General features: G+C 50.6%; 23 protein-coding genes. 6 read left to right on the forward strand and 17 right to left on the reverse strand.

Going from position 1 to position 20,524, the window contains the following annotated elements; all coding sequences use genetic code 11:
• Nucleotides 1-48: 48 nt before the first annotated feature.
• From C5S61_RS08680 to C5S61_RS08695, 4 genes are all read right to left on the reverse strand, one after another.
• Nucleotides 49-1,125 carry a hypothetical protein gene (locus tag C5S61_RS08680; protein WP_110514669.1) on the reverse strand — a complete coding sequence of 359 codons (1,077 nt, stop codon included), beginning with the start codon at nt 1,123-1,125 and terminating at the stop codon, nt 49-51.
• Nucleotides 1,126-1,196: 71 nt separating this feature from the next.
• Nucleotides 1,197-1,451, reverse strand: a complete 255-nt coding sequence (locus tag C5S61_RS08685) for a hypothetical protein (RefSeq protein ID WP_110514670.1) — start codon at nt 1,449-1,451, stop codon at nt 1,197-1,199.
• 24 nt (nt 1,452-1,475) lie between these two features.
• On the reverse strand, nt 1,476-2,963 hold the full coding sequence (gene gltX / locus C5S61_RS08690) for a glutamate--tRNA ligase (RefSeq protein ID WP_110514671.1): 1,488 nt from the start codon (nt 2,961-2,963) through the stop codon (nt 1,476-1,478).
• Between the two features lie 141 nt (nt 2,964-3,104).
• Nucleotides 3,105-3,392, reverse strand: a complete 288-nt coding sequence (locus C5S61_RS08695) for a hypothetical protein (RefSeq protein WP_054537011.1) — start codon at nt 3,390-3,392, stop codon at nt 3,105-3,107.
• 357 nt (nt 3,393-3,749) lie between these two features.
• On the opposite strand from C5S61_RS08695, the gene C5S61_RS08700 reads away from it, so the two are divergent.
• On the forward strand, nt 3,750-4,613 hold the full coding sequence (locus tag C5S61_RS08700) for a plastocyanin/azurin family copper-binding protein (protein ID WP_164689295.1): 864 nt from the start codon (nt 3,750-3,752) through the stop codon (nt 4,611-4,613).
• Between the two features lie 40 nt (nt 4,614-4,653).
• Here the strand turns inward: C5S61_RS08700 and C5S61_RS08705 are convergent, their stop codons facing one another.
• The 8 genes from C5S61_RS08705 to rpmH all read right to left on the reverse strand — a co-directional run bounded on the left by C5S61_RS08705 (nt 4,654) and on the right by rpmH (nt 10,805).
• On the reverse strand, nt 4,654-5,895 hold the full coding sequence (locus tag C5S61_RS08705; RefSeq protein WP_110514673.1) for an MATE family efflux transporter: 1,242 nt from the start codon (nt 5,893-5,895) through the stop codon (nt 4,654-4,656).
• A gap of 289 nt (nt 5,896-6,184) precedes the next feature.
• Complete coding sequence (locus tag C5S61_RS08710; protein WP_110514674.1) at nt 6,185-7,006, reverse strand: dolichyl-phosphate beta-glucosyltransferase; 822 nt, start codon at nt 7,004-7,006, stop codon at nt 6,185-6,187.
• Between the two features lie 247 nt (nt 7,007-7,253).
• Entirely contained in the window at nt 7,254-8,237 is a 984-nt protein-coding gene (locus C5S61_RS08715) for a hydroxymethylglutaryl-CoA lyase (RefSeq protein ID WP_110514675.1), read from the reverse strand.
• A 74-nt stretch (nt 8,238-8,311) separates the two neighbouring features.
• A complete protein-coding gene (gene jag, locus C5S61_RS08720) occupies nt 8,312-9,034 on the reverse strand; it encodes an RNA-binding cell elongation regulator Jag/EloR (RefSeq protein WP_110514676.1) in 723 nt (240 codons plus the stop codon).
• 33 nt (nt 9,035-9,067) lie between these two features.
• A complete protein-coding gene (locus tag C5S61_RS08725) occupies nt 9,068-10,009 on the reverse strand; it encodes a YidC/Oxa1 family membrane protein insertase (protein ID WP_110514677.1) in 942 nt (313 codons plus the stop codon).
• A gap of 45 nt (nt 10,010-10,054) precedes the next feature.
• Complete coding sequence (yidD, locus tag C5S61_RS08730; RefSeq protein ID WP_012188321.1) at nt 10,055-10,261, reverse strand: membrane protein insertion efficiency factor YidD; 207 nt, start codon at nt 10,259-10,261, stop codon at nt 10,055-10,057.
• Complete coding sequence (gene rnpA, locus C5S61_RS08735; RefSeq protein WP_054537005.1) at nt 10,254-10,625, reverse strand: ribonuclease P protein component; 372 nt, start codon at nt 10,623-10,625, stop codon at nt 10,254-10,256. Before rnpA ends, yidD begins: the two co-directional genes overlap by 8 nt.
• 3 nt (nt 10,626-10,628) lie before the next feature.
• A complete protein-coding gene (gene rpmH, locus C5S61_RS08740; RefSeq protein WP_110514678.1) occupies nt 10,629-10,805 on the reverse strand; it encodes a 50S ribosomal protein L34 in 177 nt (58 codons plus the stop codon).
• Nucleotides 10,806-11,051: 246 nt separating this feature from the next.
• Here rpmH and C5S61_RS08745 point away from each other — a divergent pair, with 246 nt between their 5' ends.
• Nucleotides 11,052-11,975, forward strand: coding sequence for an MBL fold metallo-hydrolase (locus tag C5S61_RS08745; protein WP_205701376.1), 924 nt, complete (start codon nt 11,052-11,054; stop codon nt 11,973-11,975).
• Nucleotides 11,976-12,016: 41 nt separating this feature from the next.
• Here C5S61_RS08745 and C5S61_RS08750 read toward each other — a convergent pair whose 3' ends face one another.
• Nucleotides 12,017-13,309 (reverse strand): 1-acyl-sn-glycerol-3-phosphate acyltransferase, encoded by a 1,293-nt coding sequence (locus C5S61_RS08750; protein WP_110514679.1) that lies wholly within the window; start codon nt 13,307-13,309, stop codon nt 12,017-12,019.
• Nucleotides 13,310-13,357: 48 nt separating this feature from the next.
• Here C5S61_RS08750 and C5S61_RS08755 point away from each other — a divergent pair, with 48 nt between their 5' ends.
• The 3 genes from C5S61_RS08755 (at nt 13,358) to C5S61_RS26815 (ending at nt 15,812) form a co-directional block, all read left to right on the forward strand.
• Nucleotides 13,358-13,978 carry a hypothetical protein gene (locus C5S61_RS08755; RefSeq protein WP_110514680.1) on the forward strand — a complete coding sequence of 207 codons (621 nt, stop codon included), beginning with the start codon at nt 13,358-13,360 and terminating at the stop codon, nt 13,976-13,978.
• A gap of 164 nt (nt 13,979-14,142) precedes the next feature.
• Nucleotides 14,143-14,358, forward strand: a complete 216-nt coding sequence (locus tag C5S61_RS08760; RefSeq protein ID WP_110514681.1) for an Os1348 family NHLP clan protein — start codon at nt 14,143-14,145, stop codon at nt 14,356-14,358.
• Nucleotides 14,359-14,927: 569 nt separating this feature from the next.
• The gene (locus tag C5S61_RS26815) at nt 14,928-15,812 is read left to right on the forward strand and encodes a PP2C family protein-serine/threonine phosphatase (protein WP_164689296.1); all 885 of its coding nucleotides are present in this window, start codon (nt 14,928-14,930) and stop codon (nt 15,810-15,812) included.
• Here the strand turns inward: C5S61_RS26815 and C5S61_RS08770 are convergent.
• Nucleotides 15,748-17,115, reverse strand: a complete 1,368-nt coding sequence (locus tag C5S61_RS08770; RefSeq protein ID WP_110514683.1) for a protein O-mannosyl-transferase family — start codon at nt 17,113-17,115, stop codon at nt 15,748-15,750. The two genes, C5S61_RS26815 and C5S61_RS08770, sit on opposite strands and share 65 nt — an antisense overlap.
• Nucleotides 17,116-17,121: 6 nt before the next feature.
• On the opposite strand from C5S61_RS08770, the gene C5S61_RS08775 reads away from it, so the two are divergent.
• Complete coding sequence (locus C5S61_RS08775; RefSeq protein ID WP_110514684.1) at nt 17,122-18,279, forward strand: glycosyltransferase; 1,158 nt, start codon at nt 17,122-17,124, stop codon at nt 18,277-18,279.
• Here C5S61_RS08775 and C5S61_RS08780 read toward each other — a convergent pair whose 3' ends face one another.
• The 3 genes from C5S61_RS08780 to C5S61_RS08790 all read right to left on the reverse strand — a co-directional run bounded on the left by C5S61_RS08780 (nt 18,280) and on the right by C5S61_RS08790 (nt 20,418).
• Complete coding sequence (locus tag C5S61_RS08780) at nt 18,280-19,317, reverse strand: glycosyltransferase family 4 protein (protein ID WP_110514685.1); 1,038 nt, start codon at nt 19,315-19,317, stop codon at nt 18,280-18,282.
• Between the two features lie 31 nt (nt 19,318-19,348).
• A complete protein-coding gene (locus C5S61_RS08785; protein WP_110514686.1) occupies nt 19,349-20,002 on the reverse strand; it encodes an NUDIX hydrolase in 654 nt (217 codons plus the stop codon).
• A gap of 86 nt (nt 20,003-20,088) precedes the next feature.
• Complete coding sequence (locus C5S61_RS08790) at nt 20,089-20,418, reverse strand: hypothetical protein (RefSeq protein WP_110514687.1); 330 nt, start codon at nt 20,416-20,418, stop codon at nt 20,089-20,091.
• Nucleotides 20,419-20,524: the final 106 nt, after the last annotated feature.

A 20,524-nucleotide genomic window follows, 5' to 3' on the forward strand; every position in this document is an offset into this window, starting at 1 on the left:
GCCCGCGTTGAGTGGGAGAGGGGGCTAGGGGGTGAGGGCATACTATTCCTAAACATGGACGATCAGCCGCCCAATTTCGCTGAGCAAGGTCAATATGGCGATTGCGAGCGTCAAACGACAGACCTTGACGACAAAGTGCTCAAAACGGGTTATTTCTTCATCACGCGCCACCCCTTTGAGATTGACATCCTCGCGCAAGGCCTGCCAGATCCAATTGGTGGGCATGCGCACGACCAATGGCGTAAGCGCCGACCAAACCACATAGCCCACGGCCAGAATCGCCAGCGGTTGCAAGTGCTCAAGGAACGAAACCAAAATAAACGAGAGCAGCGTTGTCCAGACAAACATCAACAAGGCTTTGATATAACGCAAGACCAAGCGCCGTAGACATAAGGCATAACGCACCACCGAGATTTCCGTTCGTGCTACTTCTTCAATCAGCGTGCGATCCAAAAAGCCCGATAAACCCAAGGCCGTGTTAAAGCGATCGATTGCTTGCTGGCTGATTTGGCTTTGGTTGACCCCTTGGCTGGCCAGTTGAGCTGCATCACGGCTGGGCGGCACGATCAAGCCCTCGCTTTGCAAATAAACATGATCATAAAACGCTGCCTCGTGGCGCTCAAACGGCAAAATAAACTCCAGCAAATCGGAATTATATTGATGCTGAATCACGGCGCGTTTGACTGCTGGTGCTTCGTCGGTGGAAAACGCCAAGCCCGAAAGAATAAAGCGCGGGTTAAACAATTTATGGGTAAAGCCAGGGCTTTGGTTGGCAAAATAAAAATAGACAATATCTTTCAGCAACAGCAAAAACGCATATAGTGGAATGCCCAAGGTTGCGATAAACGGAATAAACAGCAGCGTGTAGAGGCCTAAATCGGCGACTGCCGACCACGAAAATTGGCCATTCTGCCACAGCGTAAATAGCTGGGAAATCTGGGTGAGCACAATGTTGTTGATGTCGCTAATTGCATCGCGAAAAAAGACTGGCAATAAAATCAATAAGCCTGCGCCATTCAAAAATACGCCTGCAATTCGATGCATCGTCGAGATGCGCACCTCGGCGCGTTGCAAAAATGCGCGCATGGCTTGGCGTTCATCGCTGCTTGGTTGATAGGAATCCATAAAGACAACCCTTTAATCAAAAGCAGCCCCTAGCATTGCTGCTAGAGGCCGCTGGCTGAGCTATTTGCAGGTTACTCTGCGCCTTCTTCGGTTGGCAACGAGGTTGAAATATCGTAAATCAAAATCTGAACATCCAAATCGTGTTCGGTTAACAAGGCGATTGAACGTTCGCGGGTTGCTTCACGAATGGCATCCTCGTGGTCGGCTGGGGCATAGACCCGAATCGCCAACTCGTCGCTGCCCCGTTTTTTATAGCGTAACACAGCATCGGGTGAAGCTCCCAAGACCAAGTTGGTCAATTCGGTTTTGGCTTCGTCAAGCGTCATTGAACATCCTCCTGACTAATCGAACTATACAGAGGCAGAGGAAAGCGCCGCAGCAGCAGTGCTGATTCGCGCGAGCGTCACGGCCTTACCCAACACCGCCATGGTTTCAAACAGGCCTGGTGAGGTGGTTCGCCCAGTGAGCGCAACCCGAATAGGCATAAACACTTGGGGAATTTTCAGCCCAAGTTGATTGACAAAATCGTGCAAAAGCTTGTCGAGGCTTGGGCTATCCCACGTTTCGAGAGCTTCCAAACTGGCCTTGACTTGACCAAGCACTTCGACGGTTTGGGCTGGGTCGCCCTTCTTTGGCACCAGCAAGGCTGGGTCGTAGCCCTGTGGATCGACAAAGAAGAAATCAAGCAATTCTGGCGCTTCACTGAGTAGCTTAATCCGTTCTTGAACCAATGGCAAATATTCGGCTACTTTGGCCAATTCTGCCGCAGTTGGTTCAGCACTAATCAAGCCAGCCTTGCTCAGATATGGGGCGATGCGTTGCGACAAATCGGCAGCAGCCAAATTGCGCAAATAGACCCCATTGAAGTGCAAAAGCTTATCGCGGTCAAACACCCCGCCCGATGGGCGAATCCGATTCAGGTCAAAGCGCTCGATCAACTCTTCAAGGGTCATAAACTCAGTTTTATCGTCGTATGACCAGCCAATTAAGGCCAAATAGTTGACGATTGCTTCGGGCAAAAAGCCAAGCTCAATATACTCGGTAACCGAGGTATCGCCATGGCGTTTGGAAAGCTTCTTGCCATCGCTGCCCAAAACTTGGGGCACATGCACCCAAACCGGTTGCTCCCAGCCAAAGGCTTCGTAGATTTGGTGGTGAATGGGCCAGGTTGGCAGCCATTCATCAGCCCGCAGCACGTGGGTGATCCCCATCAAGTGATCATCGACCATGGCGGCGAGGGCATAGGTTGGGAAGCCATCGGTTTTCAACAGCACAGGATCGGGCATTTTCAAGGCCGCATTATCAAACTCAATTTGGCCGCGAACCAGATCATGGACGATCGTTTTACCAGTGGTTTTGAGGCTAAGCCGTACGTTGTATGGCTCGCCAGCTGCTTCACGAGCTGCGTCGTCGATGCCGGGCAAATTGCGAAACACCAACAGCTTGGGCTCGCCACGCGCCTCGCGTTCGGCGTTGAGGGCGGCAATTTCTTCGGCGGTGGCATACGAACGATAGGCCACGCCTTTTTCAATTAAGCTTGCAGCGTGAGCCTGATAAATATCCAAGCGTTCGGATTGTTTATAAGGTGCGTGAGGACCGCCAACAATTGGACCTTCATCCCACATGAGGCCGATCGCTTGCATCGAACTGGTTAATTGTTCTTCTGCGCCTTCAACAAAGCGCTTGCGATCAGTATCTTCAATCCGTAATAAAAATTGACCGCCGGTGTGGCGTGCCCACAACCAGCTAAATAACACGGTACGTAAACTACCGATATGCAGATAGCCCGTCGGACTTGGCGCAAAGCGCGTGCGGGCTGGTGTTGGACGATCCGACATAATACCTCCTTGCGTCGCGATTATACCATAGCCGTTGCTGGCGGTGATATAGGCGCACGACCCTTCTCGCTTAAACAGCTACGCCACGTTGACAAGTAGCTACTCGTAACGTGGCGCAACCTTGACCCTGGAGCAAACCCTTTAGCCAACAGCCTCGGCAATTTCATCGAAGGTAAATGGTGAGCCAGCGCGGCGAGCGTCATCATTTAACATTGGCTCTAAGATCCGTTGCAATGCCATCACGTGTGAGCAGGTGTTCCAATGGGCAAAAAATTCACAATCACAGTGCCATTCACCGCTTGCCAACAGCTGGACTTCGTGGTTATTGCCACCACGGAAGGTAGCGCTAAACTGTTGAATTGCAATCCGTTCTGGTTCTTGGGCGTACCGTTTGGCTTTGTCGATCTTGCTAATCATATCGGAGTACATTGGACGATCCTCCTTATATAGCGAAAAACGCCGTGAGCCGTTCCCACGCCGTAGCGTTGGTACAAAAAACGACACAGGCTGATGCCTCTGTCGTGCTATCGTTAACCCAATTGTCGAATTCAATTCGCATTGTGGGTGGGCCTTTCCGTGTACAGCAGCCTCTTGGTGTGTATTATAACAGTGCCTGTGAGTGCGTCAAGGAACTTTTGGTAAATCTTTGTGAGCATTTGGTGAGCAATTGACCACCAATTGGCCTATTCAAAACAAGGCCGATTCTGTGAGACCAAGCCCAACCCATTATGCTATAATTCACTGCATAAGATTGCCAACGAACAGATGCTTTTATGGAGGAAATCGATGCCTATTCGGCGCTGGACACGTCCGCTTGCGGGCGTTTTATTAGCAGGCACATTGGTTGCTTGCGGTGGTACTGCTGACGACAACGTAGGGGTGTTTAAAAGTGTCCCCGATGTCGTGGTTGCTGGCTCAGTGAGCAATGATTTGACCATTGATAGTGCCGATGGTGCCACCTTGGCCTTTGCCAAAACCGAGTTAACCGCAGGTACCGGTGAAATTAAAGTAACCTTCAATAACAAGGGTGTTGTGCCTCATAACTGGGTGTTGGTCAACCCCGGCGAAGAAGATAAAACCGTGGCCGATGCAGCAAATGCTACCAATTTTGAAGCTGCTAACGCCTTGGCCCACACCAAAACCATCGATGGCGGGGCCAATGATACAGCCACCTTCAATATTGCTGAGCCAGGTACCTACAGCTATGTTTGTACCTATCCTGGCCACTATGCAGCTGGTATGAAGGGCACGTTCAAGGTTGTGGCTGCTGGTGGCGGCGGGGCTGCTCCTGCTGGCGGTGGCGCTGGCCTGACCGTCAATAGCGGCGATGCAGCGAGCATGACGTTTGCCGAAACCGAATTGAGCGCGAATGCTGGTGAGGTAACTGTTAGCTTTAATAACGCAGGGACTTTGCCACACAATCTTGTAATCGTCAAACCAGGTGAAGAGCAAAAGGCTGTTGATTCAGCCGTTGCTAATGCCCCTGATTTTACGCCAAGTGCCGATTTGGTACTGGGTACAACCAAGACGATCAATGGCGGCGAAACTGCAAGCGTCAGTGCAACCTTGGAACCTGGCACGTATAGCTATATTTGTGCCTACCCAGGCCACTTCGCGAGCGGCATGAAGGGTACGCTAACCGTCAAATAAGCTCATTAGCTGCAATCAAAACCACGCTTGATTACATCGATCAAGCGTGGTTTTTTGTTCGATTAAACCATTCGCTCAGGCAAACTGCCGCCAACAAACCCAGCATGACGTAGGCTTGAGCATTCAACACATGGTTAATCGTTTGATGCGCTTCAATGAGCCACAAAATTTGGCCAATGCCAGCCCCCAGCGTCAGCCAAACTCCAATCTGGCGCTGTTGAGCCGCTTGATAAGCAACGAGGAAATTTACCACGGCATAGCCACTAGCAATCGCTGCGTAACGCCAAAGCACCCCAGCAATCGGCAGATAGGCTGAACCAAATAGCCCCTTAACCAGCAGTTGCGGCATTGCCCAGCAGCCAAGGCTGAAGATGAATCCAATGCCAATGATCAGCGCCAAGCTTTGCCAAAATGCCTGGCGCTGTTCAGTTTTAGCCTGATCGGCGCGTAAAAGCTTGGCAAAACCCAAGCTTGCAACCGTACTGCTTACAAAGAAGCCAAACCTGCCAATCAAGGCTAAGGCAGCATATTGGCCAGCAATATGCTGCGAAAACCACAGCGTTACCAAAAGCATATCACTATGGAGCATCAAGCCTTGGCCTAGCATGCGCAAGCCAAGTGGCCATAATGGCTGAAGTTGACTGGTCGAACCAACGCTCTCGGGTATGGCTGGTTTGGCGTAGCTCAAACCCCACGCCGCGAGCAACGAACCAGCAAAAACTAAACTGACCGCCGTTACGCCCAAGCCCAATTCGAGCACGCTGATTGCTCCAGCGAGCCGCATCATCGTTTCTAGCAGCAAATTACTTGCAAGCCGCCCAAAAGCCGCTTGGCTTTGCATAATTCCCCGTTCAACGCCAAGCGGATAGTAGCTGATCAAGCCAAAGCCCAGCAGCAACAATGGCGTTGGACTTGTACCAAACAGCTTTTGCCAAAATCCCGCCAATCCTGCGCAGAGCAGACCATTAACCGCCCCGATGATCCAGGCTAGCTGGCGCAGTTGGCGCAGTTTGGCGTAGTTGTTGAGGCTAAGGCTGGCCCGAGCAGCTTGAATTTGCAAAAAACCACTGGCCAAGGTTGCAATGGCGAACAGGGTCATAATGACGTTAATTTGGGCATAGGCTGCTGGAACTAGCCCATGACCAAGCACGCTCGCAACGCCATAATTCGCCAGATTAACTAAGAGCATACTGCCGAACAGCCAAAACTTGGTTAATTGTTTGAGCCGCTGCAGGAGTGGAATGTGGCTGATTGTAAAACCAGAACGTTGAAGTACGCCCATAAAATGAGGCTTTCGTATAAAAATACCGTTAGCTTAACTATAGATTGCTTCATAGCCGGAACCAATAAGCGAATAGTCACCCATTCGAGCGCTACTAAAGTGTCAAGGGGGGAAACAGAAAGGACTATCAAACCCAAGCTATTCAACTAGTTCTTGTGCTTAGGATTAGAACCATCGCCTATGCTAAAGCTGCTCATTGCAACGCGAAGCCCCTCGGCTACGTGGCCAGGGGCTGAGGAGCAGCAAATGCTTCGTTAATCAACGCTTCAAGCAGCAAAATAGAGGTTTTTTAGGCAAACCACTGGCCTGATTGCTGTGATTTAGCTTTTGTTTTTTTTTGGCTTGAGCTTGGGTAGCGCCCACGCCAATGGTTAATTTGAATGATCATAATGTCGCGGAGAAACTGATAGGCATCACGAATTGGATGGACTTTTGAGCCAGCAACATCAACCCATTCGACTGAAATTTCATTGGTTTGATAACCAAAAATATCGGCAATCACCAAAAGCTCTAAATCGAAGGCAAAGCCATTGATCGTTTGGACTTGGGCCAGATGTTTGGCTACCGCCCGATGAAACAGCTTGAAGCCACATTGGCTATCGTGAATATTCAGTTTCAAGCCATGTTCAACAATCAGCCGCAGCCCAGCGCTCATCACGCAGCGGCTCAAACGCCGTTCTTTGGTTTGCAGCAGTTGTTTGGCCCGCGAGCCAATCGCCAAATCGTAGTTGCCTTGCTCTAATGAGGGCAACAATTTATTTAACTCAGTGATTGGCGTAGCATTATCTGCATCAGTAAACAGAATAAAGTTACCTTTGGCTGCAATAATGCCAGCTCGCACTGCATGGCCTTTGCCATGGTTGCTTGAGCTTTTGATGATCGTCAGATTGGGATATTTTTGAGCTTCGATCAGACTAATTGTTTGATCGGTTGAGCCATCGTCGCTGATGATTAACTCCCACGAACGGTTTCGCTCGTTGAGGTAATGAACAATTGAGTCGATGCTGGGGATGATCCGTTTTTGTTCGTTGAAACAGGGAATGATGACTGAAAGTTCAGGGGCTTGCCCGACGAGTGTTTGATTGGTGTGCTTGGCTGATGGCTGAAACATAGCGGCAATCCCTTAATCCATTAATCATTTGCTTGCAAGCAGCATAGATCCGATAACCTAGGACGGGTATGGTCTATCAGTCCGCCCTGGTATAGGCCTTTTTGCAAGCTGCTATAAGGCTTCGTAGCAGGGTTGTTTATGACTATTGGGGTAGAGCAGGGGAAGCCAAGCGAGGGAGAAGCTTATTTTTGGCAAGCAAAAACCCATCCAAGCAAACCATATGGCGTACTGGATGGGCTAATAATGCTTAAACGGTGCGGCTGGTTTGTGCGTCGAGCACTTCGGCTTCGTTCCATGGGCGCATTTTGCCGCCAGGAATATGGCCACAAATGCCGCCTTTGATAACTTGCCCAGGCACTTCGTGGCCAAGCAAGCTTTCGATCAGTTTGGCACACGAAACGAGCTTTGGAATATCGAGGCCTGTGTCGATACCCATTTCATGCAACATGTGTACGGTATCTTCGGTGCTGATATTGCCTGGCGCGCCTGGAGCAAATGGGCAGCCGCCAATCCCACCAATGCTTGCATCAATCCGATCGATTCCAACTTCGAGTGCAGCCAATACGTTGGCTAAGCCAGCTCCGCGCGCACTATGTGGGTGCAAACGCAAAGGTGCATGTGGGAAGCGCTCTCGTAAGGCTAGCACAACTGCTTGGACTAAGCGCGGATGGGCCATGCCGGTTGTATCGCCAAGCGTAATTTGGCTTGCGCCAAGCTCGAGCAGCCGTTCAGTCATGCTCACGACGCGCTCGATGGGCACATCGTTTTCGAAGGGGCAGCCAAAGACCACCGAAAGCACAGCTTCGAACTCAATCTGGGCTTCTTTGAGTGCAAGGGCAATATCGGCGGCAGCAGCCAGCGATTCGTTGATGCTCATGCGCACATTGCTTTGATTATGGCTTTCGGATGCGCTCAAAAAGATTTGCACCGAATCGGCGCGCGCTTCGATGGCGCGTTGTGCTCCGCGTAAATTTGGCGCAATTGCGCTATAAATCACATCGGGGCGGCGTTCGATGCGCGCAAAAACCTCGGCGGTATCGGCCATTTGGGGCACATAACGCGGGTTGACGAATGAACCAACTTCGATTTGGCGCAAGCCAGAATTATTGAGGGCATTGATCAGCAGGATTTTTTGCTCGGTGGTGAGGATGCGATCCTCGTTTTGCAAGCCATCGCGGGGGCCAACTTCGCGGATGCTGACTGTGGCAGGCAAGTTAGTTAAGGGAATCATCATCGACTCCTTGGATATTGATTGGCGGGTGCTGAGAACAACACCCGCGCAACCACAGCGCTAATCGCCATTGATTAGCGTTTTGGATAAATAACGATTTTTCGATGCTCACCTTCGCCAGCGCTTTCGGTATAGACTGACGGATCTTCGCGCAGCGCCATATGGATGATGCGGCGTTCGAATGAACTCATTGGCTCAAGCGGCATTGGGCGGCCTGATTGGCGCACGCGTTCGGCCATGCGCAACGCCAAGCCCTCAAGTGAATCTTGGCGACGTTGGCGATATTGGCCAATATCGATTACCACTTGCGACCAGCGCCCAGTTTGGCGATGAATTAAGACATTCAGCAGATATTGCAATGAGCGCAAGGTTTCGCCACGGCGGCCAATCATCAGGCCGGTGGTTTCTTCATCGACACCCTCGATATGCAAGGTCAGCGTATCTTCTTCTTCATCGGAGCCTTTGGCCTTCTGTACAACCGGCGTTACAAAGGCATCGATGTTCATGCGAGTGAGCAAGGCCTCAAGCAACTGACGGGCGAGCGCCACGGTTTGCTCATCGGTGCTAGCGACGCGGCGGCGACGACGTTTTGGTTGTTCCTCATCGTCATCATCGCCATACTCAGCCAGCAACTCATCCTCATCATCATCGACGCTGACGCGGACAAGGGCTGAATCAGCGGTTTGCGCTAAAACCTCGATCAGAGCTTCATCTTCATCTTTGCCGAGTTGGGCGAGGGCTTGAGCCACGGCCTCGGCCACGCTTGCTGCGCGTACTTCAACTTTTTGCAACGCCATGTCCTACACGTTCCTCCGAATTATAAGCCGAGACTAGCGCCGTTTTTTCGGCTTGCCAAGCTGCGCCTTAACATCTTCAATTGCTTGTTCAGTTACGATGTCGCTGCTACCACTTTCGGCGGCAGCACCAGCGGCGCTGACATCAGTAACCGGTTCTAATTTGCCAAGCGCAGTCCAAAAATCGCGGCGTTGGGGCTGATCACTTGGGCTTTCTGGTTCTTCAATCGTGATTGTAGCCGATTCTGGCAATGGTTGGTGCAAGAAGCCGGTTTTTTCGGGCAAAAATGGCAAATATTTCGAAAGCAAGCCAAAGCCTGAGGTGAAATATTGTTGCACCATTTGAATCAACGAACCAGTGACCGAATACAGGGTTGCGCCTGCTGGGAATTGGAAGTAGATAAAGCCAAAGATAAATGGCATAAACATCATCACTTTGTTCATTGAGGCTTGCTGTGGGTCTGGGTTGCGTTGCATCGCCATCAAGGTTGTGATGAATTGAAAGCCAATTGCCAAGAGTGGCAAAATATAGTAGGGGTCTTTGGCACTCCCAGCAATCGCTTGGCCTGCACCGTCAACCAACGGGGTTAGGCGGGGCAACCACAAAAACTGCACTTGTTCGGCAGTGGCTTCAACTTTCGTGCCAAATAATTGAATCGCTTGCCAAACCCCAAACAAAATTGGCAATGAGATCAAGAGCGGCAGACAACCACCAACGGGGCTGGCTCCATGCTCACGATAGAGCTTCATGGTTTCTTGGGTCAGTTTTTCGCGATCTTTGCCATATTTACGTTGCAATTCGCGCAATTTTGGTTGGATGACCATAATTTTGCGTTGCGAACGTAATTGCTTCAGCGTCAGCGGCAACATGCCTAAACGAACTAAAATCGTAAAAGAGATGATTGCCCACCCCAAGTTGCCAAACAGATGAAACAGCCATTCGAGAAATGGTAAAAAGATTGGACCTAGAAAATTCATAGCCGTATATTCCTACGTTGTCATAGCAAAAAACCCTGTGCCAACTTATGGAACAGGGTCTTCACCACCCTGTGCCCATGGATGGCAACGGGCGATCCGTTTCAGTGTCAACCATGTACCTTTGAATGCCCCATATTTCGCGATAGCTTGATAGCCATAGTGGGAACAGGTTGGCGTATAGATACAACTTGGTGGTGTATATCGCGAAAAACGCTGGTACAAGCGAATAAGTGCCAATAATATCTTACCCATGGCGATCTTCCTGTGATGGTTGTTCACGATCATGCCATAGCTGCGCTTGTTGCAGTAAACGCGAAACGGCCTGCTGAATCTGCTCCCAGGCCGCTGTGCGAAATCCCGCTCGTACAATAAAAATAACATCCCATCCTGGGCGAATCTGATCGTAGATCAAACGGATAGCTTCGCGCACTCGGCGTTTGTAACGATTGCGTTCGACGGCTGTGCCCAGCGCTTTGCGAACCACAATCCCACACCGAACGCGATTGGCCCGCGCTGGCGCGACGCTCAACACCAAGAGTGGATGTGACCATGTACGACCGCCTTCGCGAACACGGCGAAAATCGCGTGGCGAGCGAAGGCGCTGTGAACGTTGCATTGTTTAGCGATGACCGCCTGGGCCTGCTGGTCGGCGTTTGTCGCTCACAGTTAACTTCCAGCGACCACGTTGACGACGGGCTTTTACAACGGCGCGGCCTGTGCGAGTTTGCATGCGCTCCAAGAAACCGTGAACACGGCGGCGCTTGATGCGTTTTGGTTGCCAAGTTCGTTTTGGCATTGTGCGAATCCTCCGGTGTCAGACGAAACAAAAGCGCGTGCTCGCGCTTCTGTATAGATAAGACAAAATTGATAGCACGCCGCCATGGACGCGCTGTAGCTTATCTATTATAGCCTGACCGTCCGAACCATGTCAAATTGTATCTTGCTTTGCCTATCAGTTAATTACATTTATCGCCAAGATGCTATTCTCAACTGAATCAGGTAAAATAGCCATACATTGATTTTGTAATCGAAACGGAGTGCAATGATGCAAGTTCCGCTGACGCAACTGAGCGATCAGATTGCCATGATCGATAATGGCCTGCTGACAACCGATGGTTTTGGCGCTACCTATGTGGTACAAGGCGATCAGGTTGCTCTAATCGAAACTGGTACATCATTAACCGCCGAAGCAACCTTAGCTGGTTTGCAACAACTTGGAATCGACCCCGACGCAGTTGAACATATCCTCTTAACTCATGTCCACATGGATCACAGTGGTGGGGCGGGGATTTTGGCTCAACATTTGCCCAATGCCAAGGTCTATTTGCACTCGCTGACAGCTGCGCATTTGGCCGAGCCAAGCAAGCTGATGCGCAGCGTGGAGCGGGCCGTTGGCCCAATGTGGCAGGTTTATGGCACGATGCAGCCAATTGCCGCCGAACGGATTGTAGCTGCCGAGCATTTGAGCCTAAATCTCGGCAAAGAGATTGTGCTCGAAGCTGTGCCAACGCCTGGCCACTCGCCCGATCATCTCGCCTTTTGGGAAGCTCATTCGGGCACGCTGTGGGCTGGCGATTCAATTGGGATTTTGATGAGTAGCTATAATCTCAATATGCCCGTAACCCCGCCACCAGCCTTCAATTTGGCCGATCAGCTGCAAGCCTTCCAAACTTTAGCCAACTATCCGATTCGCCAATTGTTGCCTTCGCACTTTGGCCCGACGGTTGCGCCGCCAGCCTTGGCAATCGAAGAAATGCACGAGCGTTTGGTCAAGATCGTGCGCGATGTACGTGATAATCTGCATGCTGCTGAATTGCCAGTTGAGGCGATTGTTGAACGAGCTTTGCCGACCAAAGAGCCTGTTTCGCCAGCGCTCAATTTGGTGTTGTGGGGCAATTTGGCGATGAGTGTGCATGGCTTAAAACTGTTTTTTGATCGCAATCCGCAGGCAGTTGAATTGATTTAAATGCAGGAGCGCAGGATGAAGCTCATCCTGCGCTCTATTGCTTAATCGTTTAAGCTCAAAATTGTGTTCGAAATTTGCTCGCCCAAATCGCGGCGGCGTTGCAATAATTGGCTGGTGAGGTCTGGTTGGGTGAGGCGTAGCCACGAAGCGGCGGTTGCCTCGCGCACAGCGCGCCAGCGTTCGCTCCAGCGCAGGGCAATAAAGCCAAATAACGGGGCTAGTAGCAACACAATCAAGCCAGCTTGCCAAGTTGTCAACAAGCCAATGATTAGGCTGGTTACAATCCAGCCAATTGGTTGCAAAACCATGCCTGCAATCAATTTAATTGTGCTCAACACTTCTAGCTCTTTGGTCATTCTGGTGGCGATGATGCCGCTGAGCCGATACATTGGGTAGCTGAGCAAAATGCCACATGCTGCCGGAATAAAAGCCAGCAATGTCCACAAAAATTTGCGCCAAAAGCGCCAACGGGTGGCCAAGGGCAATTGTGGTGCCCACGGGTCGGCGATGCCCAAAAGCCGCAAAGTGCGGGCGTAGCGTTGCGCTTTGGCCGCTAGGGTTGCTAATTGCACCCGTTCGGTTGGGGTGAGCGAGGTATAGGCTTCGCGGCCACTTGGGCGCTTGCGTCGTAAGCGATCGACCGTCCAGCCGACCATCACTGGTAGGCCACGTAATAGCTCGGCATTGCCAGCTTGGAACACCACGCCGCCCAAATGCTCAGCCATGCGTGTGGTCAAACTAGCAACTGCTTGTTCGCGCTCGGCCTCGGCATGCTGAAATTGATTAACGTTAATTGGTTTGCCAACTAATAAGAGTACTGAAGAACGAAAAATATGCTTATCTTCATACCACAAGCCAATTGGCACAATCTTCAAATCGAGTTGCCAATTGTGCTCGGCCTCTGCGCCTAAGGCAATTCGGGCGGCACCTGAACGCAACGGCAACAGATAGGCTTCTGAGTGTGATGTGCCTTCGGGAAACAAGGCTAAATGGTGTTGATCGGCGAGTAATTGACGGCAGCGGGCAAAGGTTTGTTCATTCAAATCGCGGGTATTGCTGCCCTCAGCTGCATCGCTTTGGCGATAAATTGGCAAAGCTCCAAACGCTTGCATCATCCAACGGCCAATTGGATTGTTGAAAAAGGTATTTTTGGCCAAAAACGCGACCGGCTGGCCGAGAATCAACATTAACAACAATGGGTCGAGCAAGCCATTGGGGTGGTTGAGCACGAACATCACCCGCCCACGGGGCAACTGTTCTAAGCCTTCGACGGCGATGCGTGGGTAGTACAAACGTAAGAGGCGAAACACCAGCCAACGAACAAAACGACCCATGAATGTCCCCCAAACTTCTGTGATACGATAGCTGCAAAGGAGGCAGTTATGGATACCACCGAACTACGTGGCTTGCTTGCCAGTTTACCCCCAGCTGTGCTGCAAGCGCTAGAAAGCGGCGATAGCGTGGCGTTTGAAGCAGCTTTTGCCGCGATGCCGGTCGCACAACAAACCCTCGTTAGTCAACAGCTTGAGCAATTTCAGCAGTTTCAGATTGAGCAAGCGCTTGATACCTATGCAGAAGCGCCAACCCTTGAGCAATTGATCGACCAACTTCCACTCGATTTGCGCGAAGCGGTGTTGAATAACGATCAAGCCCAAATTCAAGCCTTGTATGATCGCTTAGAGCGCCATGAGCAAGACCAAATTGGTGAGTTATTGCTGAGCATTCAAATGCTGGTTGCCAAACAGAGTGATGCTGGCGGCGGAATGGATCTTGAAGATTTTACAAGTTTGCTTGATGCTATTGTAGCAGCAACTCATGATCCTGCGCTACCACGGGCCGAACTACGTTTGACCTTGGCCGACCTTGAGAGCCTTGGTTGGCAACTGAGCAACCCAGTTGAGCAAATTTGGGCTGGCGAACGCGACCAGCAACGCCTACTCTATGGCCTTGATGATCGCGACCGCGACCTGATTAATTATATTCTCGCAACACTCAAGCACTAATATACGCAACATAACCAACAGATGATTGTACCCAAAGATACATTGCTTGATGTAGCTACGGCTTCGCTTGAACTGTAAGAATGGCTTGAACTGATAACCTATTGCTAATATCCAAGATCTTCATATAATGATGGTCATCCAACATCCTACCCTGGAGGAACCGTATGAGTTCAAAGCATAGCGATGAATTTCAACGCCTGATCGATCAAGCCACCTCGGACGAAGCCTTCCGTCAAGAACTGTTGGATAGCAGCGACATTGCTGCAACGCTTAAAAACCATGGCTTTGATTTAACTGATGATGAGCTGAAACAAGTCGAAACATCTGCAACTAATTATAAAGATACGAGTTTCCACCGAGGCGCAGCATTCTGGGGTTAATCCTTATCGATTGAAACCCTTTCTATTGAGTCACAATCACAACGGTTGTGACTCAGTACTATACTATGGCCCAACAACATTTATCTGCACAAAACCGAGATCTTGAAATTCAAAGTACACTGCAACGAAAAGCAGTGTTTCTTCGTTACATCAATAAAACAATAATTTATATTCATTACTTTCTCTTAGCATATATATTTTTATTACTATTCAAGACATTAGATATTAAGTATATATATTCAGTGTTGTATATATTATCGAGTATAGGTATACTAATTTATACAGATACGCTTCGAAAGAAAGGTAAGATAGATTTATCAGCTAAAATAATATCGATCTTTATTAATGTACTTATTGCATTGACAATGCTTATTAATCTTCTTTCAGATTCGTTTGATACAGCGATTACATTTAGTTATGTTCTTAGCCTCTCGATATTAATCTCAGCTTTTATTGTAAATTCAAAATTTTCTATTATTCAAACTATTGTTAACATTATTTTTATTTTAGCTGTTTTTATACCTCGAAACGGTGTTTCTGCAATTATTCCAATCACTGGATTCTTAATCATGATTACTTTAATTGCTTGGCTCTACCAACGCACGCTTGATAATTCGATGATCTCGCTCCAAGAAGCCCGTCAACAATTGATGCAAGATACGCTGATTCGCCAAGAGTTGGCGATTGCGCGTAATTTGCAACAAGACCTCTACCCCAAGCCCCAACACTATAGCGAATGCCTCGATATTGGCGCTTCGGTGCAGCCAGCACTTGAAACGAGCGGTGATTTGTATGATCTGATTCGTTTGAACGATGATGAAATTGCAATTATTGTCGGTGATGCAACTGGCAAGAGTGTTGCTGCGGCGATGGTTATGGCCATGACCCGCTCGATTATTCGCAGCGAGGCGCGGCGTTCGCGCAACCCCGGCCATGTGTTGCGCCATGTCAATGCAATTTTGCACGCCGACGATGCAGTTAATCAGATGATGACGGTTTGGTATGGGGTGCTCAATTTGCGCAATCATCAATTGCGATTTGCCAATGCAGGACACCCGTTTCCACTCTTGCGGCGCAATGGCACGATTCAGGAATTAGAGGCCTTTGGCACGCCGCTGCGCTCAATTCGCAACTTCCCCTATGCCGAGCAAACCATCCAATTGCAAGCCAAAGATCGCTTGGTAGTTTATACCGATGGCGTAATTGAGACCATGAACGAGCAACGCGAGTTGTATAGTTTTGATCGCTGGTGTACCGCCGTGCGCGAGTTGGAAGCAGAAAATACCGCTAGCTTGATTGATGCCTATTGCGCAGATGTTGATCGCTTCCGTGGTGCTGCCCGCCAAGCAGACGACCTGACCTTGGTGATCGTTGATATTATTAAAGATCCTAGCGAGTTGATAACCCTTCCCGTCGCTGATACCACAACTGTTGTTGTAGGCGCTGATCAATAATCTGTGCATCAGGCCGCACTCCCAACACCGCTTGCACATACCAGGCACTAAATGTTGTTTGATCGTCGTTGCTTAGCAATTGGCCATTCGCTGGCTGTTGTTGCAGCAGCACGATTGCTTGATCGCGGCTTTGGGTTTGGCCCCGCAGCGAATAGTGCCAACCCAAGGGCAAGCAGATTAACATCAACATTGGCGCGAGCCAAATCCAACCTGCCAGCCTTGGCTTTTGTGCCAACCACACTACGCCCAAACCAAGCAGCCAACCAGCCAAGCCATGGATTGGCAAAAGATAGATTTGGGCATCAGCGCCGCCATAACTGATAGCCCAAAGCAGTGTTATCCCAGCCCAACCAATCAGCATCCAGCGTTGTGCTAGCGTAATTTTTTGCCAGCCACAGCCAATTAACAGCGGCCCGACGATCCACCAATAGCTGGCCAGTAAATCACGAAATGCTAAAATGCAGCGTTGAAGTTGCTCGCTCAGTGGCACTGCGCCAACTAAATAGCGGTATTCACTAGCGCTGATGTGGCTGATTGCGCCAGCAAAACTGCGCCAATCGCCCCAACTTGCTTGCGGAACCGCCGCGCCACGCCATGGCAATACGAGATAGCTACTCACGCCAAGCAGCAGCATGAGCAAAAATAGCCCAATTTGCTGCCATTTAATCGGCCATTTGGCCTTAAACCACCACAAACCAAAGCCGACCAACCACGCAGCAACTGGTAGTTGCACACCCAACCCCAAGCCGCATACGAAGCCAAGCGCCGCCAGCGTACGCGTTTGTTGCCAGCACTGCCAACGCAGGCTGAGCCACAGCAAAAGCAGCTGAAACAAATTGGCCAACGCATACACTTCTACCACTAATGCTTGTTGCCAAATTCGTTGGCTCAAGCCAAAGCCCAAACCTGCGGCCAGCATTGCGCTCCAGCGGATCGAGCGTGGTTGTTCGCTGGCGCTTAATCCAACACATGCGGCTGCGATGCCTGCACTCAAGGCCGTTACTAATCCACTCAATAGTGCTAAGCGCTGGGCTGGCTCGCCGCCAAACCAGTGGAGCGCAACTTCCCCAATCAGGAGGTAGGTTGGCGAGCCTGGTGGATGCGGCACTGCGCCAAACCAGAGTGCGGTTGCTAATTCGCCGCTGTCGCTGCTGCCATAAGCTGTGCTTATACTTGGGCTGCTCATCAGCCAATAGATTGGCAAGAGTAGGCCGACAATCAGCCAAGGCAAGGTCTGATCCATCCATTGGCGTGCTGGCTGCGTGATATAGTGTGACGATTGTTTTGCAGTTTGAGGATTCATCGATCTATGCTTCCTGTTGTGATTGGGCTTGGCTTAGGCTTGGCTTCGTTGATTTTATTGGTGCGTGATGCGCTGTTGCTCAAAAAGATTCCCCAAATTGAGCCACGCCCAGCACTTGAGCCGCTGCCAAGCATCGATGTATTGGTGCCAGCTCGTAATGAAGCGCACAATATCGGCCATGTATTGCGTGGTATGGCGCTGCAAACCAGCAGCGATTGGCAACTGACCATTCTTGATGATCATTCGACCGACCAAACTAGCGCGATTGTAGCCGAAGTTGCGGCCCACGATCAACGAGTGCGCTTGTTGCACGGCCAAAGCTTGCCCGCTGGCTGGACTGGTAAATGCTGGGCTTGTTGGCAATTGGCCGAGGCCAGTTCGAGCGACTGGTTGTTGTTTCTTGATGCTGATACCAAGCCACAGCCTGCGATGTTGAGCCAAGCGTTGGCCTATGCTGAAGCAGAAAAGCTCGATTTGCTGACATTTTTGCCTTTTTCGGAGCTTGGCAGTTTTTGGGAAAAAACCTTGCTACCAGCGTTTTTCTCAATTATTCAGGCGGCCTATCCGGTGAGCAAAGTTAATACGCCTGGCTCTGGCGTTGTTTTAGCGAATGGCCAGTTTATTTTGGTGCGGCGCAGCGCCTACCTGCGCGCTGGCGGCCATGCAGCAGTGCGCGATCGGGTACTTGAGGATGTTGAATTAGCCCAAGCAATTGTGCGAGCCGGCGGTGTGATGAAGGCGGTGTATGCTGGCGAGTTGCTGCGAGTGCGCATGTACACCAATGGCAGCGAGGTACGCGAGGGCTTGGTTAAGAATGCGATTGCTGGCTTGCGCAATGGCGGCGCACGCTCTTCGTGGGCTGGTTTTCGCCAGATTTTGGTTGGAGTTGTGCCATTTGGCTTGGGTTTGCTGAGCATGTGGGCTTGGCTGCGCCGCTGGACATTCTGGCCAAAACTCGTATTGAGTGGCATGGCTGTGTTGTTAAATGGCTTTGCATTTTGGAGTTGGGGCCGTTTTATGCAGCAATTATATGGCTTGTCGCGTCGCCATGCGCTGCTTTTTCCCTTGGGGATTGTCTGCTATATGCTGTTGGCGGCAGAAGCGGCATGGCGCATTTGGTCGGGGCGCGGCGTAACCTGGAAAGGCCGTACCTACAAAGAATAATTAAGTTAAAACGAGCTGCTTGACGACATGCTCCCAGCGAATATTGGCAACCATTGCTGGGCCATTGCTACCAAGGTTGGCTGCCAAGTCGGGCGATTGCCAAAGTGCATCGAGCCGCGCAGCCATGGCCCGTGGCTCTGCGGGAGCGACAAATCCGGTTAGTCCATCGTGGATAAACTCTAAAACGGTGCCAGAATCTTGGGCTGTCAGCACTGGTTTGGCAGCCTCAAGCGCTTCGATCGTAGCAAAGCCAAAATCCTCGTCGATGGGGGCATAAAACACGGCGCGGGCATCAGCATACAAATCAATTAATGTTTGATCATCCATCCAGCCGCGAAACTCGACCCGTTGTTCTAGCCCCAATTGCTTGCTCAGGGCTTGGAGTTCGGCCATCGCTGGGCCACGGCCACCGATAATCGCCTTGACTGGTTGTTCGGTGTAGGCCAGCGCATGCAGCAATAAATCGAGCCGTTTGGCCTGATCAAGCCGCGAAATGCTCAAAATATAGGGTTTGTAGCTGCCTTGGCGCAAGCGCCCGCTATAAATCGATGGTGGATAGAGCGGCGTACTGGCGAGGTCGTTGAAGCGTTGCAAGCGTTGGCTAACAATCTTGGAAATGCTAAAACGACGTTTGGCTTCAGCTAAGGCTTGGTGATCAAGCTTGGTTAATGTTCGTGCCAGTTGATCATCATCAGGTTGGCTGCCCCAATCGCTCCAGTTTGTGCCACGCCAATCGTAGAGTTGACGATGCTGATGCACCAACCAAACAACTTTTTTGGGGTGAGCAACCGCATATGAGGGGAATTTGGTACAGATAACTTGATCGACAGGCCGATCTTCGACGTGGCTTAGATCGAGCATGCGCCAAGCCAACGCGCTATTCAGCAACTCGCGATGCGGCGTGCGGGTGAAGGGCAAGGCCACCAAATCGGCTTCGTGGCCTGCTTGACGTAAGGCGTTTACCAGCCCTTCGGCGAGCAATTCGGCCCCACCACGGGCAAAAGGCACTTGGGCTGTACAAACAAGAATCCGTTTCATTGGCTCTCAACGCTAAGTGATTAGGCCGCCATTATACTATTTGTTGCAGCGCAGCTTGAGCGCGTAAGGCTAATTGGGTCAGAATAATTGAGGTTGCGCCCCAAATTTTGTGCTCGCCATAGGGGTAATGTGGCACTTGCAAGGCTACGCCGCGGATCATGCGTTGCTCGGTTTGCACCGCATCGGCGGCCCAAAGTTGCTGTAATGGCAAATGCAGCACAGCGGCAACCTCACTGGGATTTGGCGCTAAATCGGGCGCATGATCAAGCCATGCGACAATTGGCGTGATCAGAAAATTACTGACTGGTACATACAACTCGCTGAGCCGCCCAATGATTGTGGGCTGATCGATGTCTAAGCCAATTTCTTCGTGGGCTTCGCGCAGGGCGGCGGCCTCAGGGCTGGCATCGCTTGGGTCTATCGAGCCGCCTGGCAACGAGATCTCGCCGGTGTGGCTACGCAGATTGCCGCTACGCACCGTTAATGGCACAAACAAGTGCTCTGCCTCTGGATAAAGCAAGGCCAGAACAGCGCCATGGCGTGGCTGGATGTTGGCTGGAGGCAATAAATTACGGCTCGGGTTGCCATTATCGAAGGTTGGCAACAGCCGTGCGCGCGCTTCATCATCGTGGTTTAAATTGGCGAGTTGCGCTTGGAGCGCTGCGACGAAGGCTTGGTTAGGCATAGATCCGATTCCACTAAAATAAAAACTGATGGATTATTACATCCACCAGTTCTCATTATACCGTTGATAGGGCTGAAATTAATCGGCTAATTTACCAAAGACCATATAACTGCTATTCGAGCCAGGCATGCCATTTGATGAACCTTGATGCAGTTCATTACCTCGTAGCGTCCGCCAGCCTCGAAAACACTGCACTCGTGGACTAGAATGTTTGGTGCGCGATACGCTGGATCGCGTTGGGTTTCATCGGCGACCGAAATGCGAGCAAATAAGCCTTGTTGGGTTTGGCCTTGCTCGTCGGTATATTCGCTATTTTCAACAAACTCTAGGCCAATGCCAAATTGATCTTCGGTATGATGCATTGTGCCATGCTTGACTGACATTTTCTGAATAAAGCGTGTTGCTTGAGCGGTCATGGTTGCTTGCTCCTGTTGGGTAGTACTGCACCCAGTCAAAAAGAAGCCACCTAACCAAAAAAGCTTGAATTAAAACCTTTCCCATAGTGCACATATGATCTCGCAT

Source organism: Herpetosiphon llansteffanensis (assembly GCF_003205875.1).
In the GTDB taxonomy this organism is placed as follows: domain Bacteria; phylum Chloroflexota; class Chloroflexia; order Chloroflexales; family Herpetosiphonaceae; genus Herpetosiphon; species Herpetosiphon llansteffanensis.

Excerpts from the sequence above, each read along its gene's own strand:
- C5S61_RS08705 (WP_110514673.1), bottom strand. The coding sequence starts at position 5,895 with ATGGGCGTACTTCAACGTTCTGGTTTTACAATCAGCCACATTCCACTC.
- C5S61_RS08710 (WP_110514674.1), bottom strand. The coding sequence starts at position 7,006 with ATGTTTCAGCCATCAGCCAAGCACACCAATCAAACACTCGTCGGGCAA.
- C5S61_RS08725 (WP_110514677.1), bottom strand. The coding sequence starts at position 10,009 with ATGAATTTTCTAGGTCCAATCTTTTTACCATTTCTCGAATGGCTGTTT.
- rnpA (WP_054537005.1), bottom strand. The coding sequence starts at position 10,625 with ATGCAACGTTCACAGCGCCTTCGCTCGCCACGCGATTTTCGCCGTGTT.
- C5S61_RS08700 (WP_164689295.1), top strand. The coding sequence starts at position 3,750 with ATGCCTATTCGGCGCTGGACACGTCCGCTTGCGGGCGTTTTATTAGCA.
- rpmH (WP_110514678.1), bottom strand. The coding sequence starts at position 10,805 with ATGCCAAAACGAACTTGGCAACCAAAACGCATCAAGCGCCGCCGTGTT.
- C5S61_RS08780 (WP_110514685.1), bottom strand. The coding sequence starts at position 19,317 with ATGAAACGGATTCTTGTTTGTACAGCCCAAGTGCCTTTTGCCCGTGGT.
- C5S61_RS26815 (WP_164689296.1), top strand. The coding sequence starts at position 14,928 with ATGATTACTTTAATTGCTTGGCTCTACCAACGCACGCTTGATAATTCG.
- C5S61_RS08750 (WP_110514679.1), bottom strand. The coding sequence starts at position 13,309 with ATGGGTCGTTTTGTTCGTTGGCTGGTGTTTCGCCTCTTACGTTTGTAC.
- C5S61_RS08760 (WP_110514681.1), top strand. The coding sequence starts at position 14,143 with ATGAGTTCAAAGCATAGCGATGAATTTCAACGCCTGATCGATCAAGCC.
- jag (WP_110514676.1), bottom strand. The coding sequence starts at position 9,034 with ATGGCGTTGCAAAAAGTTGAAGTACGCGCAGCAAGCGTGGCCGAGGCC.
- gltX (WP_110514671.1), bottom strand. The coding sequence starts at position 2,963 with ATGTCGGATCGTCCAACACCAGCCCGCACGCGCTTTGCGCCAAGTCCG.
- C5S61_RS08755 (WP_110514680.1), top strand. The coding sequence starts at position 13,358 with ATGGATACCACCGAACTACGTGGCTTGCTTGCCAGTTTACCCCCAGCT.
- C5S61_RS08745 (WP_205701376.1), top strand. The coding sequence starts at position 11,052 with ATGATGCAAGTTCCGCTGACGCAACTGAGCGATCAGATTGCCATGATC.
- C5S61_RS08695 (WP_054537011.1), bottom strand. The coding sequence starts at position 3,392 with ATGTACTCCGATATGATTAGCAAGATCGACAAAGCCAAACGGTACGCC.
- C5S61_RS08680 (WP_110514669.1), bottom strand. The coding sequence starts at position 1,125 with ATGGATTCCTATCAACCAAGCAGCGATGAACGCCAAGCCATGCGCGCA.
- C5S61_RS08775 (WP_110514684.1), top strand. The coding sequence starts at position 17,122 with ATGCTTCCTGTTGTGATTGGGCTTGGCTTAGGCTTGGCTTCGTTGATT.
- C5S61_RS08790 (WP_110514687.1), bottom strand. The coding sequence starts at position 20,418 with ATGACCGCTCAAGCAACACGCTTTATTCAGAAAATGTCAGTCAAGCAT.
- C5S61_RS08685 (WP_110514670.1), bottom strand. The coding sequence starts at position 1,451 with ATGACGCTTGACGAAGCCAAAACCGAATTGACCAACTTGGTCTTGGGA.
- C5S61_RS08785 (WP_110514686.1), bottom strand. The coding sequence starts at position 20,002 with ATGCCTAACCAAGCCTTCGTCGCAGCGCTCCAAGCGCAACTCGCCAAT.
- C5S61_RS08770 (WP_110514683.1), bottom strand. The coding sequence starts at position 17,115 with ATGAATCCTCAAACTGCAAAACAATCGTCACACTATATCACGCAGCCA.
- yidD (WP_012188321.1), bottom strand. The coding sequence starts at position 10,261 with ATGGGTAAGATATTATTGGCACTTATTCGCTTGTACCAGCGTTTTTCG.
- C5S61_RS08715 (WP_110514675.1), bottom strand. The coding sequence starts at position 8,237 with ATGATTCCCTTAACTAACTTGCCTGCCACAGTCAGCATCCGCGAAGTT.